The 13,551-nt window shown below is 73.8% G+C and carries 12 protein-coding genes; 6 read left to right on the forward strand and 6 right to left on the reverse strand.

Annotated elements, in window-relative coordinates; all coding sequences use genetic code 11:
- The first annotated feature begins 44 nt into the window (after positions 1-44).
- The 3 genes from BX266_RS31180 to BX266_RS31190 all read left to right on the forward strand — a co-directional run bounded on the left by BX266_RS31180 (position 45) and on the right by BX266_RS31190 (position 4,437).
- On the forward strand, positions 45-1,952 hold the full coding sequence (locus BX266_RS31180) for an RICIN domain-containing protein (protein ID WP_099905310.1): 1,908 nt from the start codon (positions 45-47) through the stop codon (positions 1,950-1,952).
- Positions 1,953-2,080: 128 nt separating this feature from the next.
- Positions 2,081-3,424, forward strand: coding sequence for a radical SAM protein (locus tag BX266_RS31185; RefSeq protein ID WP_099905312.1), 1,344 nt, complete (start codon positions 2,081-2,083; stop codon positions 3,422-3,424).
- Entirely contained in the window at positions 3,421-4,437 is a 1,017-nt protein-coding gene (locus BX266_RS31190; protein ID WP_099905314.1) for an aminotransferase class I/II-fold pyridoxal phosphate-dependent enzyme, read from the forward strand. The genes BX266_RS31185 and BX266_RS31190 overlap by 4 nt, the downstream gene beginning before the upstream one ends.
- A gap of 21 nt (positions 4,438-4,458) precedes the next feature.
- Here the strand turns inward: BX266_RS31190 and BX266_RS31195 are convergent, their stop codons facing one another.
- Complete coding sequence (locus BX266_RS31195) at positions 4,459-5,361, reverse strand: 5'-3' exonuclease (protein ID WP_099905316.1); 903 nt, start codon at positions 5,359-5,361, stop codon at positions 4,459-4,461.
- Positions 5,362-5,501: 140 nt separating this feature from the next.
- Complete coding sequence (locus BX266_RS31200; RefSeq protein WP_099905318.1) at positions 5,502-6,587, reverse strand: cation diffusion facilitator family transporter; 1,086 nt, start codon at positions 6,585-6,587, stop codon at positions 5,502-5,504.
- A 193-nt stretch (positions 6,588-6,780) separates the two neighbouring features.
- On the opposite strand from BX266_RS31200, the gene chrA reads away from it, so the two are divergent.
- Positions 6,781-7,980 carry a chromate efflux transporter gene (chrA, locus tag BX266_RS31205; protein WP_259464941.1) on the forward strand — a complete coding sequence of 400 codons (1,200 nt, stop codon included), beginning with the start codon at positions 6,781-6,783 and terminating at the stop codon, positions 7,978-7,980.
- Between the two features lie 121 nt (positions 7,981-8,101).
- On the opposite strand, the gene BX266_RS31210 is transcribed toward chrA, so the two are convergent.
- Complete coding sequence (locus BX266_RS31210; protein ID WP_099905322.1) at positions 8,102-8,857, reverse strand: gamma-glutamyl-gamma-aminobutyrate hydrolase family protein; 756 nt, start codon at positions 8,855-8,857, stop codon at positions 8,102-8,104.
- Between the two features lie 228 nt (positions 8,858-9,085).
- On the opposite strand from BX266_RS31210, the gene BX266_RS31215 reads away from it, so the two are divergent.
- A complete protein-coding gene (locus BX266_RS31215) occupies positions 9,086-10,165 on the forward strand; it encodes a DUF2510 domain-containing protein (protein ID WP_099905323.1) in 1,080 nt (359 codons plus the stop codon).
- A gap of 37 nt (positions 10,166-10,202) precedes the next feature.
- On the opposite strand, the gene BX266_RS31220 is transcribed toward BX266_RS31215, so the two are convergent.
- The gene (locus BX266_RS31220) at positions 10,203-11,354 is read right to left on the reverse strand and encodes an RNA polymerase sigma factor (RefSeq protein ID WP_099908512.1); all 1,152 of its coding nucleotides are present in this window, start codon (positions 11,352-11,354) and stop codon (positions 10,203-10,205) included.
- A gap of 16 nt (positions 11,355-11,370) precedes the next feature.
- Positions 11,371-11,778, reverse strand: a complete 408-nt coding sequence (locus BX266_RS31225) for a YciI family protein (protein WP_099905325.1) — start codon at positions 11,776-11,778, stop codon at positions 11,371-11,373.
- Between the two features lie 159 nt (positions 11,779-11,937).
- Here BX266_RS31225 and BX266_RS31230 point away from each other — a divergent pair, with 159 nt between their 5' ends.
- Entirely contained in the window at positions 11,938-12,465 is a 528-nt protein-coding gene (locus BX266_RS31230) for an RNA polymerase sigma factor (protein ID WP_099905327.1), read from the forward strand.
- Here BX266_RS31230 and BX266_RS31235 read toward each other — a convergent pair.
- On the reverse strand, positions 12,410-13,447 hold the full coding sequence (locus BX266_RS31235; protein ID WP_180290685.1) for an alpha/beta fold hydrolase: 1,038 nt from the start codon (positions 13,445-13,447) through the stop codon (positions 12,410-12,412). The two genes, BX266_RS31230 and BX266_RS31235, sit on opposite strands and share 56 nt — an antisense overlap.
- Between the last annotated feature and the right edge of the window lie 104 nt (positions 13,448-13,551).

The following is a 13,551-nucleotide window of genomic DNA, read 5'->3' on the forward strand; positions in this document are numbered from 1 at the left end:
CGCCGTCACACCCCGCAACCCACACCCCCACGAGGAGCCGCACCATGCACGGTACGCACCGCTCCACCCGCACCAGGCTCGCCGCCGCGGCCGCCACCCTCGCGCTGGCCGGCGCGGGCCTGACCACCCTCGGCGGCGCCGCCGCGCAGGCCGCCGACACCACAGCCCAGGTCTGGATCACCACCGCCGACGGATCCAGCCGCCTCGCCCAGGCGGCGAGCGTCCCGCTCTCCGCCACCAGCCCGCAGGCGCAGGACATCTCCGTCAACGCCAACGACGTCCAGCAGCCGCTGGTCGGCTTCGGCGCGGCGTTCACCGAGTCCTCCGCCCACCTGGTGGCGGGCCTGTCCGCCACCACCCGGGCCGCCCTGATGAACGACCTGTTCTCCACCGCCGGCAGCGGCATCGGCCTGAACTACCTGCGCCAACCGCTCGGCGCCTCCGACTTCGTCTCGCACCTGCCGTTCTACTCGTACGAGGACACCAAGGGCGCGTTCTCGATCGCCCGCGACCAGCAGGAGATCCTGCCCGCGATCAACCAGGCCCGGGCGGTCAACCCGACCATCCGGATCATGGGCACCCCGTGGTCGCCGCCCGCCTGGATGAAGACCTCGGGCTCGCTGAACGGCGGCAGCCTGAAGCCGGAGAACTACGGCGACTTCGCCGACTACCTGGTCAAGGCGGTCCAGGCGTACGGCGCGGCCGGCGCCCCGATCAGCGACCTGACGGTGGCCAACGAGCCGAAGTTCCAGACGGTCTACCCGTCCACCGGCATGACCGCCGCCCAACAGGCCGACTTCATCAAGGTGCTGGACACCAAGCTGACGGCCGCGGGCCTGCCCACCGACGTCTACGCCTACGACCACAACTGGGACGACACCTCCTTCCCGCTGAGCGTGCTCTCCCAGGACGCCTCGGTGACCCGGCTCAAGGGCGCGGCCTTCCACTGCTACGGCGGCCAGCCCGAGGCCGAGCAGCAGGTCGCGAACACCGGCAAGGCGGTGTTCTTCACCGAGTGCACCGGCACCGACTCGGCGACCCCGGCGCAGACCTTCAGCAACACCCTGAAGTGGCAGACCGAGAACCTGATCATCCGCAACCTGCGCAGCGGCGGCCGCACCGCCGTGCTGTGGAACGTGGCGCTGGACGCCAACGGCGGCCCGCAGTACGGCAACTGCTCCACCACCTGCAACGGCGTGCTGGAGATCTCCGGCGGCGCCTACAGCAAGAACGCCGAGTACTACGCGCTCGGACACGTCTCCAAGTTCGTCAAGGCGGGCGCCCACCGGATCGGCTCCACCAGCCAGGGCAGCGGCGGCCTCCAGGACGTCGCCTTCCTGAACCCGGACGGCTCGCGCGGCGCGGTCGTGCTCAACGCCACCGGCGGCTCCCAGCACTTCTCGATCACCGACAACGGCCGCTCCCTGGTCTACGACCTCCCGGCCGGCGCGGTCGCCACCTTCACCTGGCCCGGCGCGCCCACCGGCGGCGGGAGCACCGGCGGCCCGATCAACTCCGCGGCCTGGTACACCCTGGCCAACGCCAACTCCGGCAAGTGCGTGGACGCCACCGCCTGGGGCACCGCCAACGGCACCGCCGTCCAGCAGTGGGCGTGCGGCAACGGCGCCAACCAGCAGTGGCAGTTCACGCCCACCGACAACGGCTACTACCGCGTCACCAACCGCAACGCCGCCGCCGCGAGCCAGGTCCTCGACGTCACCGGCGCCTCCACCGCCGACGGCGCCCCGATCCAGACCTGGCAGTGGTCCGGCGGCGCCAACCAGCAGTTCAAGCCCGTCCAGCAGGCCGACGGCAGCTGGACGCTGACCAACCGCAACAGCGGCAAGTGCCTGGACGTCACCGGCGTCTCCACCGCCGACGGCGCCCGCCTCCAGCAGTGGACCTGCACCGGCGGCTCCGCCCAGTCCTTCCGCCTCACCGCGGTCGGCTGACAACCCCCTGACCGGGACGGCCGGTTGGTGGACCGGCCGCTCCCACGAGGTGCCCGCCCGGGTGTGCCTGAGCACCCGGGCGGGCACCTCTCCACAGCGCTGACAGCCGCCCCGTGCATGATGAGGGGATGAACGGTACCGACCGGCGTTTCCACGTCATCGTGCTGTCGAACTTCGCCAAGGGCTTCGACAAGTACGCGCTCGCCTACGGCAAGGCGGGCATTCCGGAGAGCACCTTCCCCGACCGGTTCCACCTGCTGACCCGCGCGGAACTCGGCATCGGCGTCCGCAAGGCGCGACGCCTGCTCGACCGGCTGGCGGTGGCCGGCGACCGGCTGCTGGTGCTGGAGACCGAGGTCGACCCCGGCGACCTGGTGCCCAACACGGCGACCGGACTCGGCACGGAACTCCACCGCCCCGCCATCCGGCTCGCCGCCGTCCACGAACTCGACGGAACCGAACCCGAGTTCACGCTGCGTCCGACCACCGTCGAGGACGCGATGGCAGCCTCCCTGCATCTGCACGACTCGGTGCAGCGCCGGTACGCCGAGCTGCGGCCGCGCTCCGTCTCGGTGCTGCCGGTCGCCTCCGCCTGCCAGGCCAAGTGCTCGTTCTGCTTCTCCGCTGCCTCGATATCCGCCGACCAGCCCCCGGCCCGCGTCCCGTGGGACACCGTCGCCTCCTGGCTGGAACGGGCCCGCACGGCCGGCGCCGAACGCGCGGTGATCACCGGCGGCGGCGAGCCCACCATCCTGCCGTTCGACCAGCAGCTGCGGCTGGTCTCCGCCTGCTCCGCGACCTTCCCGAAGGTCGTCCTGATCACCAACGGCCACACCCTGGCGAAGGGCGGGCCCGGCGAGCGCGCCGACCGGCTGGCCGCGCTGAGCGACGCGGGCCTGGGCGTGCTGGCCGTCTCCCGGCACCACCAGGACGACGCGGTCAGCGCCCGCCTGATGATGCTCGACACGCCCGTCGCCTCGCTGGTCGACGCCTGGCGCACCGGACGCGACCGCTGGCCGGGCCTGCGGCTGCGCCTGATCTGCGTGCTCCAGCACGGCGGCGTCGCCGACGAGGCCGGCATCGCCGCCTACCTCTCCTGGGCGGCCGCCCTCGGCGTCGAAGAGGTCTGCTTCAAGGAGCTCTACGTCTCCACCAGCACCGAATCGCTCTACTTCGACCGCGCCGCGAACACCTGGAGCCGCGACCACCAGGTCTCGCTGTCCGTCGTCACCCGGTTCGCGGCCCGGCACGGCTTCGAGACGGCCGACCGCCTCCCCTGGGGCGCCCCGGTCCTCGACGGCAGCTGGGCCGGCCGGCCGATGCGGATCGCTGCCTACACCGAGCCCAGCCTGTACTGGGAACGCGCCCACGGCATCGCCCGCAGCTGGAACGTCCTGGCCGACGGCCGCTGCTACGCCTCCCTGGAGGACCGGGCCAGCGAGATCCTGCCGGAAGGAGCGGTGGCGGTATGAGGTTCGACGAGTTCCAGGACTACCGACAGCGGCAACTCAGCGCCACCCCAGGCCTGTTGGACGCCGCGGAGACCAACGTGTACCGGGCGCTCGCCCCGCTGCGGCCCGCACCCCCGGCGCGGACGGGCACGGTGTACCGGTGCGACCTGGCCCGGACGTGGCTGCGCCGCTACGGGCTGCCCGAGGAGTGGTCCCGCCGGGCGATGGTCAGCCGGGGCGTCCGGCACGGCCTGTCCCTGATGTTCGGTCAACTGCACGCCGAGAAGGCCCGGTTGTGGATTCCCTCGGACGTGTACCCGGTCTACGCCGAGCTGGCCCGCGCCGCCGGCCTGAACCCGGGGACCTACCCGACCCTGCCCGCCCCGGTCCTCCCCGCGTCAGCGGCGACCGACCGCCCCGAGTACCTGCTGCTCGCCAACCCCAGCAAGCCGCTCGGCCGGTACCTCACCGACCCCGAGTGCGCCGAACTTACCGCCTGGCTGGGGGAGTCGCCGCAGCGCCGGCTGCTGATCGACAGCGTCTACGACCTGGGCGCCCCGTTCGCCGACGGCACCCGGCGGCTGCTGGAGACCGGCCGCACGATCCTGCTGCACTCGGTCACCAAGGGCTGGCTGTGGCCGCAGACCTTCGGCGTGGTCCTGCTCGGCCCCGACCGGACGGAGGCGGCCGAGGCGTTCCGGGCGGACCCACCGTCGCCGGAGCAACTGCAGCTCGCCGAACACCTGTTGGCGGACCACCAGGACACCCCCCGACAGGTCGCCGCCGAACTCGCCGCCCGGGCCGAGCGCCTGTTCGGCCGGCTGCCCGGCGAGGTGCTCGCGGCGATCCCCGCCGCGAGCCGGACCAGCCCCGGCAACTACTTCTTCCCGGTCGCCGTCCCCGCCGAGACCCTCCGGCAGGAACACGGCCTGCTCGCCCTCCCGATCACCGTGTTCGGCCCCAGCAGCTGGGCCGGCTCCGTCCTGACCAGCCTCGCCCCCGCGTTCGCCGCACCCACGGGGGCGCCCCGCTGAGAACCGCCGCTCGCCCGCCGCTCAGCGCTGGGCCAGCACCTCCAGCAGGCGGGTCAGCGAAGTGCCCAGGTTCCACCGCTCGGCGAGCGTCTCCAGCGCCATCGGGTCGCGCGGCTCGCGCGGCAACTCGGGGTCGAAGGGCGGGAGTTCGACATCCTTGGCGACCTGCACCACGGTCGGCGCGACCTCCAGGTACGGGGCCGCCTCCAGCAGGTTCCGGCGGCGGGCCGGCGTCAGCTTCGAGGACGGATCGGCGGCGGCCGCGCGGACGCCCGCCAGGTCGCCGTACTCCTGGATCAGCTGGGTCGCGGTCTTCTCGCCGATCCCCTTCACACCCGGCAGGCCGTCACTGGCGTCGCCGCGCAGCGCCGCCAGGTCCGCGTAACCCGCGCCGCGGACGCCGTACTTCTCCAGCAGCGCCGCATCGTCCATCCGCTGCGCCGCGCCGATCCCCTTCACCGGGTACAGCACCGTCACCGCCCGGGCGTCGTCGACCAGCTGGAACAGGTCCCGGTCGCCGGTGACGATCTGCACCGGGCCGGTGGCGCGGGTGGCCAGCGTGCCGATCACGTCGTCCGCCTCGTAGCCCGGCGCGCCGACCCGGGCCAGGCCCACGGCGTCCAGCACCTGCTCGATCACCGGGACCTGCGGGGCGAGGGTGTCCGGCACCTCCTCCTCGCCGTCGGTGGCGGCCTCCGCGACCCGGTGGGTCTTGTAGGTGGGGATCAGGTCGACCCGCCACTGCGGACGCCAGTCGGCGTCCATGCAGGCCACCAGCTGGTCGGGACCGTGGTCCTGGACCAGGCGGGAGATGAAGTCCAGCAGGCCGCGCACCGCGTTCACCGGCTCGCCCTGCGGCGAGCGCAGCGAATCCGGGACGCCGAAGTAGGCGCGGAAGTAGAGGCTCGCGGTGTCGAGCAGCATCAGACGCGGTGCGGTCGGTACGGTCACCCCCCGATCATGCCGCATCCCGCCGACAGTCGGCGGCGACGAGACGGTGACGACCCGTCAGCGGTGCGGGGGCTCCCGACGGGGGCGCGGGGGCTCCCGTCGGGGGTGCGGGATCAGTGCGGGTGCGGGCCCGAGCGGTGCACCGGGCCGTGCGAGTCCGCGCAGTGCTCCCGCGCCTCCTCCTCGGCCGCGGCCGCCGCCGCGCTGCTCGGCGCGATCTGCAGCAGCCCGTCCGCGTCCCCCTCGCCGACGTGATCGACCTGCAGCGTGGTGTGGGTGATCCGGTACTCCTCGCGCAGCCGGCGCTGCAGCTCGTGCTGTACCGCGTGGCAGTCGCCCCCCGGGGTGACCAGGATGTGCGCGGACAGGGCGGGCTCGTTCGAGGTGATCTCCCAGATGTGCAGGTCGTGGATCTCCTCCACCTGCTCCAACGCCACCAGCCGGTCGGCGACCCGGTCCGGGTCGATCCCGGCGGGCGCCGCCTCAAGGAAGATCCGCGCCGAGTCCCGGACCAGTCCGATCCCGGCCCGCAGCATCAGCGCCACCACCACCAGCGAGGCGATCGCGTCCGCCCGCACGAACCCGGTGAACAGCACCACCGCACCCGCCAGCGCCGTGGCGATGAACGCGTACAAGTCGGTCAGGACGTGCTGGAAAGCGCCTTCCACGTTCAGCGAGGACCGGTTCGCCCGCGACAGGCACCAGGTCGCCGCGATGTTCACCACCACGCCGACCAGCGCCGTCACCAGCACCAGCGAACCCGTCACCGCCGGCGGCGAGATCAGCCGCGTCACCGCCTCGTAGCCCAGCCACGCCGACAGCACCAGCAGCGTGACCCCGTTCGCCTGCGCCGACAGGATCTCCGCCCGCTTCAGCCCGTACGTGTAGCCGCCGCGCGCCGGACGCGCCGCCAGCCGCATCGCCACCAGGGCCAGCGCGATCGACGCGGCGTCGGTCAGCATGTGCGCCGCGTCCGAGATCAGCGCCAGCGACTGGGCGGCGAAACCGACCACCACCTCGCCCGCCATGAAGACCAGCAGCAGCACCAGCGCGCTCCACAGCCACTTCCGGTCCGCGTCCGCCGACACCGCGTGGCTGTGACCGCGATGCCCGCCGTGTCCGGCGTGCTCGTGGCCCTCCGGCCCGGCGTGGTCGTGGCCGTGCTCCTGGTCGTGCGCGTCGTGCGCGTGCTCGGCCATCGAGATCCCTCCGCTCTGGTGCCCGCACGGGAAGTGAACCCCAATTCGGAGGAAGATCCAAAGGCTGCACTGGTGACCGTTGTCGTTCCCCTGTAGGCCATTCGGGTCCGATAAGGTGCGGCCCGCGTCCGCGCAGGCCGCGCGGGCATTCGACGGAGGGCGGAGCGGCATGGCGGACGGGACCGCGGATCGGGTGCCACTCACGGTCATCGCCAGGGAGTGGGGCCGGATCGGCGTCCTCGGCTTCGGCGGACCGCCCGCGCACATCCTGCTGCTGCGCAGGCTCTGCGTGGAACAGCGCGGCTGGATCGCCGCGAGCGAGTTCGAGGACGGCATCGCCGCCACCAACCTGCTGCCCGGCCCGGCCTCCACCCAGCTGGCGATCTTCACCGCCTGGCGACTGCGCGGCCCCGCCGGCGCACTGGTCGGCGGCGCGGCGTTCATCGTCCCCGGACTGCTGCTGATCCTGCTGCTGTCCGCCCTGTTCCTGGCCGGCAACCCGCCGCGCTGGGTGCTCGGCGCGGCCGCCGGCGCGGGCTCGGCCGTCGCCGCCGTCGCCGTCCAGGCCGCCAGCACGCTCGTCCCGCCCAGCCTGCGGCGCTCCGGCCCCGGCCGGGCCCGGCTGCGCTGGGGCTGCTACCTGCTGCTCGGCGCGGCCGCCGTGATCCTCACCGGCCCCTGGCTGGTGCTCGCCCTGATCGGCGCCGGCGCCGCGGAGATCGCCTTCCGCCGCCGCACCCGCGGAACCAACCCAACGGGGGACGCCGCGCTGGGCCGACCGGACGCCGACCCGCCCGCCGCACCGAAGGGACCGCGACTCGCGCTCCCGCTGCTCGCGCCCGGCCTGGCCGCCACCGGCGGGCTCGGCGCGCTCGCCTGGGTGGCGTTCAAGGTCGGCGCGCTGTCCTACGGCGGCGGATTCGTGATCATCCCGCTGATGCAGCAGGACGCGGTCCACCGCTACCACTGGATGACGGACGGTCAGTTCCTGAACGCCGTCGCGCTCGGCCAGATCACCCCCGGGCCGGTCGTGCAGACCGTCTCGGTGGTCGGCTACGCGGCCGCCGGCGTCCTCGGCGGACTGCTGGCCGCGACCGTCGCGTTCGCGCCGTCCTTCCTGTTCGTGCTGTTCGGCGCGGCCCAGTTCGACCGTCTGCGCGCCAACACCGCCGTCCAGGACTTCCTCACCGGCGCGGGCCCCGCCGTGATCGGCGCGATCGCCGGCTCCGCCCTCCCGCTGGCGCTGGCCCTCAGCCGCCCCTGGCAGTACGCGGTGCTGGCGCTCGCAGCCGGCTGGCTGCTCGGGCTGCGCCGCGGCATCGTCCCCTGCCTGCTCGGCGCGGCCGCCCTCGGCATCCTCGCCACCACCGCGGCCGGCCTGCCTCTCCCGTAGCCCGCCCAGGGCGGTCCGCCGACGCTTGCCTGCTGCTCCCGTGGGCAGACGCCGCCGGCCAGTTGCTGCCGTAGCCCGCCCGGGCCGCCCGCCGACGCTTGCCTGCTGCTCCCGGCGTCTGTCAGACCACCGGGAGGGCGGCGGATTCCGGGGTGGCGGGGGTGGTGAGCGGGGCCAGCCGGGTGGCGTTGACCAGGGCGCGGGCGATCCGGAGGTCCTCGCCCTGCTCGGGGTGCCACTGGACGCCGAGGGTGAAGCCGGCGCCCTCGACCGCCTCGACGGTGCCGTCCGCCGCGTGGGCGCAGACGGCCAGGCCCTCGCCGAGCCGGGCCACCGCCTGGTGGTGGTAGGTCGGGACGACCACCGACTCCTCCGGCAGCAGGTCGGCGAGGAGGGTGCCGGGCACCGGACGGATCGGGTGCCGCCCGTACTCGCCGGGCTCGCCGATGTGGCTGAGCTCGTCGCCGACCACGTCCGGCAGGTGCTGGATCAGGGAGCCGCCGCAGACCACGTTCAGCAGTTGCATGCCGCGGCAGATGCCCAGCAGCGGGGTGCCGGCGGCGAGCGCGGCGCGGATCAGCGCGGCCTCCCACAGGTCGCGCTCGGGGGCGTTGGCCGTGGTCAGGTGGTGGGCGCGCTCGCCGTAGAGGGTGGGGGAGACGTCCTCGCCGCCCGCGATCACCAGGCCGTCGAGGCGGGCGACGGCGGCCGCGGCGTACTGCGGTGCGTCCGGCGGGAGCATCACCGCGATGGCGCCGGCGGCCTGGATCAGGGCCGGGTAGCTCTCGGACAGCAGTACCGAGCGCATGCTGTCCCACCTCCCCCAGGCGGCGTCGGTGAGACAGGTGCTGATGCCGATCACGGGGCGAGAGGTCATGGCGCGCATTCTGCCGTGCCGCTGAACCCCCGGCTGCGCGACCCACCCCCCTCGTGCGCCCCCTCAGGCGCGTGGAGCACATTGCGCGCCCCGGTGGCTCCCGGGAGCACCCCCGAACGGTCCCGCCAGGGGCCGATGCGCGATTCTCACCGGAATCTCATCGCCCGACCCCCGATTCCGGCCCCGCGCTGATTTCCCGCTTATCCGCAGCCCCCTAGGGTCGGGGATGTGAGCGAGCAGCAGATTCCGGCCGGGTGGTACCCGGACCCCGTCGACACCCACAGTGACCCCCGTCCCGAGCGCTGGTGGGACGGCAAGGGCTGGACCTCCAGCACCCGCCCGGCCCCGGCTCCCGGGGCCCCGACTTCGGACGCGCCCCCCGCCGGCGGCCCCGCCGAGGACACGGCCGTCCTCGAGGGCACCGTGCTGGACGCGTCGGGCCAGGCCGTCCACTACCCGCCGTTGCCCCCGTACACCGAGCCCTTCGCGGTCCCCAAGCCGCGCCCCCGCCCGTCCAAGCCGGTGCTGATCGCCGCCTCGGTCGCCGCCGTGCTCGGCCTGGCGATCGGCTCGGGCGTCACCTACCTGGCGATGGACGGCCACGACAGCAAGTCGAGCGCCGCCCCGAGCTCCAACGAGCGCCGTTTCGGCGGAGGCGGCGGCAGCAACGGCGGCGGGAGCAACGGGAGCAACGGGAGCAACGGCCTCCCCGGCGACGGCCTTCCCGGCTTCGGCGGCGGCAACGGCCAGGGCGGCGGCAGCGGTGGCAGCGGCGGCAACGGCAACGGGAAGGGCAGCAGCGCCAACCTGGCCGTCGACATGGTCAACGGCGTCTCGCTGCCGATCCTGAGCGGCTGGGAGGGCGGTACCACCCAGGACGGCTACGCCGCCGCGTCCATCGGCAAGTACACCTGCCCGGACGGCTCGGAGCAGTGCACCCTGGCCGGCGCGAACACCAGCCGGATCAGCGGCACCGACGCCAAGCAGGCCGCGCAGAGCGACATCGAGGCCGCAGCCAAGGAGGCCTACGTCGACATGACCGGCCACAAGGAGATCAAGAGCGAGGCGGTCACGGTGGCCGGCCGCTCCGGGTACCTGGTGCGCTGGCAGGTCGACGTGTCCAAGGGCAACGCCGGCTACGTCGAGACGGTGGTGTTCCCGACCGCGGACAACAAGGCGCTGATCGCCGTGCACATGGGCTTCGACATCGCCGACAAGGCGCCGAGCGCCGACCAGATGGACGCCATCGTGAAGGGCATCGCCACCTTCTCCGGCGGCTCGGGCGGTCGCGGAACCACCACCACCTGACGCCCAGTCAGCTGCCGACAGCAGCCTCGCTCCCGGCTCAACGCCCTTCGCGCAGAAGGGTGTTGAGCCGAGCTGCTTGCCGGACCAGATGATCGCGCTCGGCCGCCGCGCCCGCCTTCCGGGCGGCCTCGGCGTACAGCCGGGCGGCCGTCGGCAGCTCGCCCGCCCGCTCGTGCAGGTACGCCGACGCGGCGGTGTGCCGGGGCAGTGCCGCATCGACGGCGGCCAGCGCCGCGAGCCCGGCCTGCGGGCCGTCCGCCTCGCCGACCGCGACTGCGCGGTTGAGCCGCACCACCGGACTGTCCGTCAGCGCGGCCAGCTCGTCGTACCACTCCACGATCTGCACCCAGTCGGTCTCGGCGGCGGTCGGCGCGTCCGCGTGCAGCGCGGCGATCGCCGCCTGCGCCTGGAACTCGCCCAGCCGGTCCCGGGCCAGCGCCGCCTGGAGGACCACCACGCCCTCGGCGATGGCCGTGGTGTCCCAGCGGGAGCGGTCCTGCTCGGCGAGCGGCACCAGGCTGCCGTCCGGCGCCAGTCGGCCGGCCCGGCGGGCGTGGTGCAGCAGCATCAGCGCCAGCAGGCCGGACACCTCCGGATGCTCGATGCGGGCGGCCAGCTGCCTGGTCATCCGGATCGCCTCCGCCGCCAGGTCGACGTCCCCCGAGTAGCCCTCGTTGAATACCAGGTACAGCACCCGCAGCACCGTCGCCACGTCGCCCGGCCGGTCCAGCCGGACGCCGGAGACGGTCCGCTTGGCGCGGCTGATCCGCTGCGCCATGGTCGCCTCCGGCACCAGGTACGCCTGGGCGATCTGCCGGGTGGTCAACCCGCCGACCGCGCGCAGGGTCAGTGCCACCGCCGAGGCCGGCGTCAACGACGGGTGCGCGCACAGGAAGTACAGCCGCAGCGAGTCGTCGACGTCGGACACCGGCCCGGGCCCGGGCTGCTCGTCCACCAGGTCCTCGCGGCGGCGCCGCGAGGCGTCCGCCCGGGCGGCGTCCAGGAACCGCCGCCAGGCGACCGTGATCAGCCAGCCCTTCGGGTCCCGCGGGGGATCCTCCGGCCAGCGGTGGACCGCCTCCACCAGCGCCTCCTGGACGGCGTCCTCGGCCGCCGAGAAGTCGGCGCCGCGGCGGACGAGGACGGCCAGCACCTCGGGGGTGAGCGCGCGCAGCAGCGCCTCGTCCATCGCGGTGGTCACCCGGTCACTCCGTGACGGTCGGCGGCTCGGACATGAACGGGCGCAGCTCCAGCCACTCGTGGATCGGCTTGCCGCCGGCGCCGGGCGCCGCCGACAGCTCGGCCGCCAGCTCCAGCGCCCGGTCGTAGCTGTCCACGTCGATCACCATCCAGCCGGCGATCAGGTCCTTGGTCTCGGCGAACGGCCCGTCGGTGACCGGCGGACGCCCCTCCCCGTCGAACCGCACCCAGGTGCCCTCCGGGGCGAGCGCCTGGGCGTCCACGAACTCGCCGGACTGTTCGAGCTTCGCTGCGAAGTCCCGCATGTACTGGATGTGCGCGGTGACCTCCTCGGGCGTCCACTGGTCCATCGGGATCCAGTTCGGGGGAACGGGGGCGCCCTGGTAGTGCTTCAGCAGCAGGTACTTCGCCATCGGTCTCACTCCTCGGTGCTGATGCGACCCATTGTGGCCGCCTTCGACCCTGGGACGGAGCCGCTCACGGGTTCTCGACACGACCGACGAAGATTTTTTGCCGGAAGTTCTTCGGCGCCCGGGGGGATTGTTCCGGTCGGCCGCCGCCTCCTGACGGGCATGAGCGAGACCGAACCGATCCCCGCCCCCTGGGAGCGCGCCGCCCCGCTGGTCACGGCCGCCAGGGGCGGCGACGCGCTCGCACTGGACGAGCTGATCACACTGCTGCTGCCGTACGTGACCCGGCTGTGCCGGCCGATCGCGCTCGCCGATGCGCCGGACGCCGCCCAGGAGGCGCTGATCGCCGTGCTGCGCGGACTGCCCGGTCTGACCGACCCGCGAGCCCTGTACGGCTGGGTGCGCACCGTCACCGTCCGCGAGGCCGTCCGCACTGCCCGCCGAACCCGCCGGCACCTCCCGCTGGACGCCGCGGTCGACCGTGCGGACGGCGCCGACCCCGCGCTGTCCGCCGCGCTGCGCGACTGCCTGCACCGGCTGACGCCCGAGCACCGCGCCGTACTGGTGCTCCGCGAACTCGAGGGCCTGGACGAGCGGTCCTGCGCCGAACTGCTCGGCCTCAGCCGCGGCACGGTCAAGTCCCGGCTGCACCGGGCCAAGCACAACTTCCGGCTGGCGTGGACGAGTTGAGCTGAACCCGGGCGAACAGCCGGCGCGCGGCGGCGGCCACCAGCTCCGGGCGCTCCTCGTGCAGGTAGTGCCCGGCACCTGCCACGATCACCGTCCGCAAGTCGTCCGCGTGCCGCTCGCCACCCGCGAGCACCTCCGGGGGAAGGATGAAGTCCTTTTCCCCACCGAGCAGTTCGGTGGGCGTGCTGAGCCGCTGGCGGTGGAACCGGTTGACCGCCAGCGCCGGAACGTCCCGCAGCGCGAAGGCCCGGTGCAGCAGCTCACCCGCCCGGGCGGACCCCGGCTGCGCGCTCGCCGCCGCGAACTCGGCGAACGCGTCGGCGGTGTCAGCGGCTTCGACGCTCTCAACGGTCTGTGCGGCCCCGGCGGTCTCAGCGGTCTCGGTGGTCGAGCGGGCGGCCGGGGCGACGGTGCCGCGCCGCAGCAGATAGGTGGTGAACTCCGGTCGCCGGCGCAGCAGTCGGCGTCCCAGCAGCGGGAACTCCAGCGGCGTGGTGTACCAGAACCGCCACGCCTGCGGCGCCAGCCGCCGGTGCAGCGGCCACGGGTGCACGATGTTCAGCGCCAGGAAGGCCCCGAACCGCTCCGGTGCCCGCAGGCACGCGTGGAACCCCGCCCACGCCCCCCACTCGTGTCCGATCAGCTGCACCTGCGCCAGCCCCAACTCGTCCAGCAGCGCCAGCACATCGGCCACCCGGGTCGCCGTGTCGTAGCCCCGCGCCGGGGCCTGCGACCAGCCGAACCCGCGCAGGTCCGGGCAGATCAGCCGGTAGCGGTCCGCGAGCAGCGGCACCACCCGCCGCCACGCGTACCAGTGCTGCGGGAACCCGTGCAGCAGCACCACCGGCTCACCGTCGGAGCGGCCCGCCTCCGCCACGTGCAGCCGCACCCCCGGCAGGTCCAGGTGCCGGTGCCGGGTACCCGACAGCGGCGGGAACGGGCGACGGAGGTCCGGCTGTTGGGGGTCGACGGTGATGTTCACGGGGTCCTTCCGGTCGGTGCGGCGAGCTGCCGTCCCGTCAGGAGGAGGCGCGGGGCACAAAGGTTCCGGGGGATGTCGAGCGGCTGCCCCGGGACGGCGGCGCC

The organism is Streptomyces sp. TLI_171, from assembly GCF_003610255.1.
In the GTDB taxonomy this organism is placed as follows: Bacteria; Actinomycetota; Actinomycetes; order Streptomycetales; family Streptomycetaceae; genus Kitasatospora.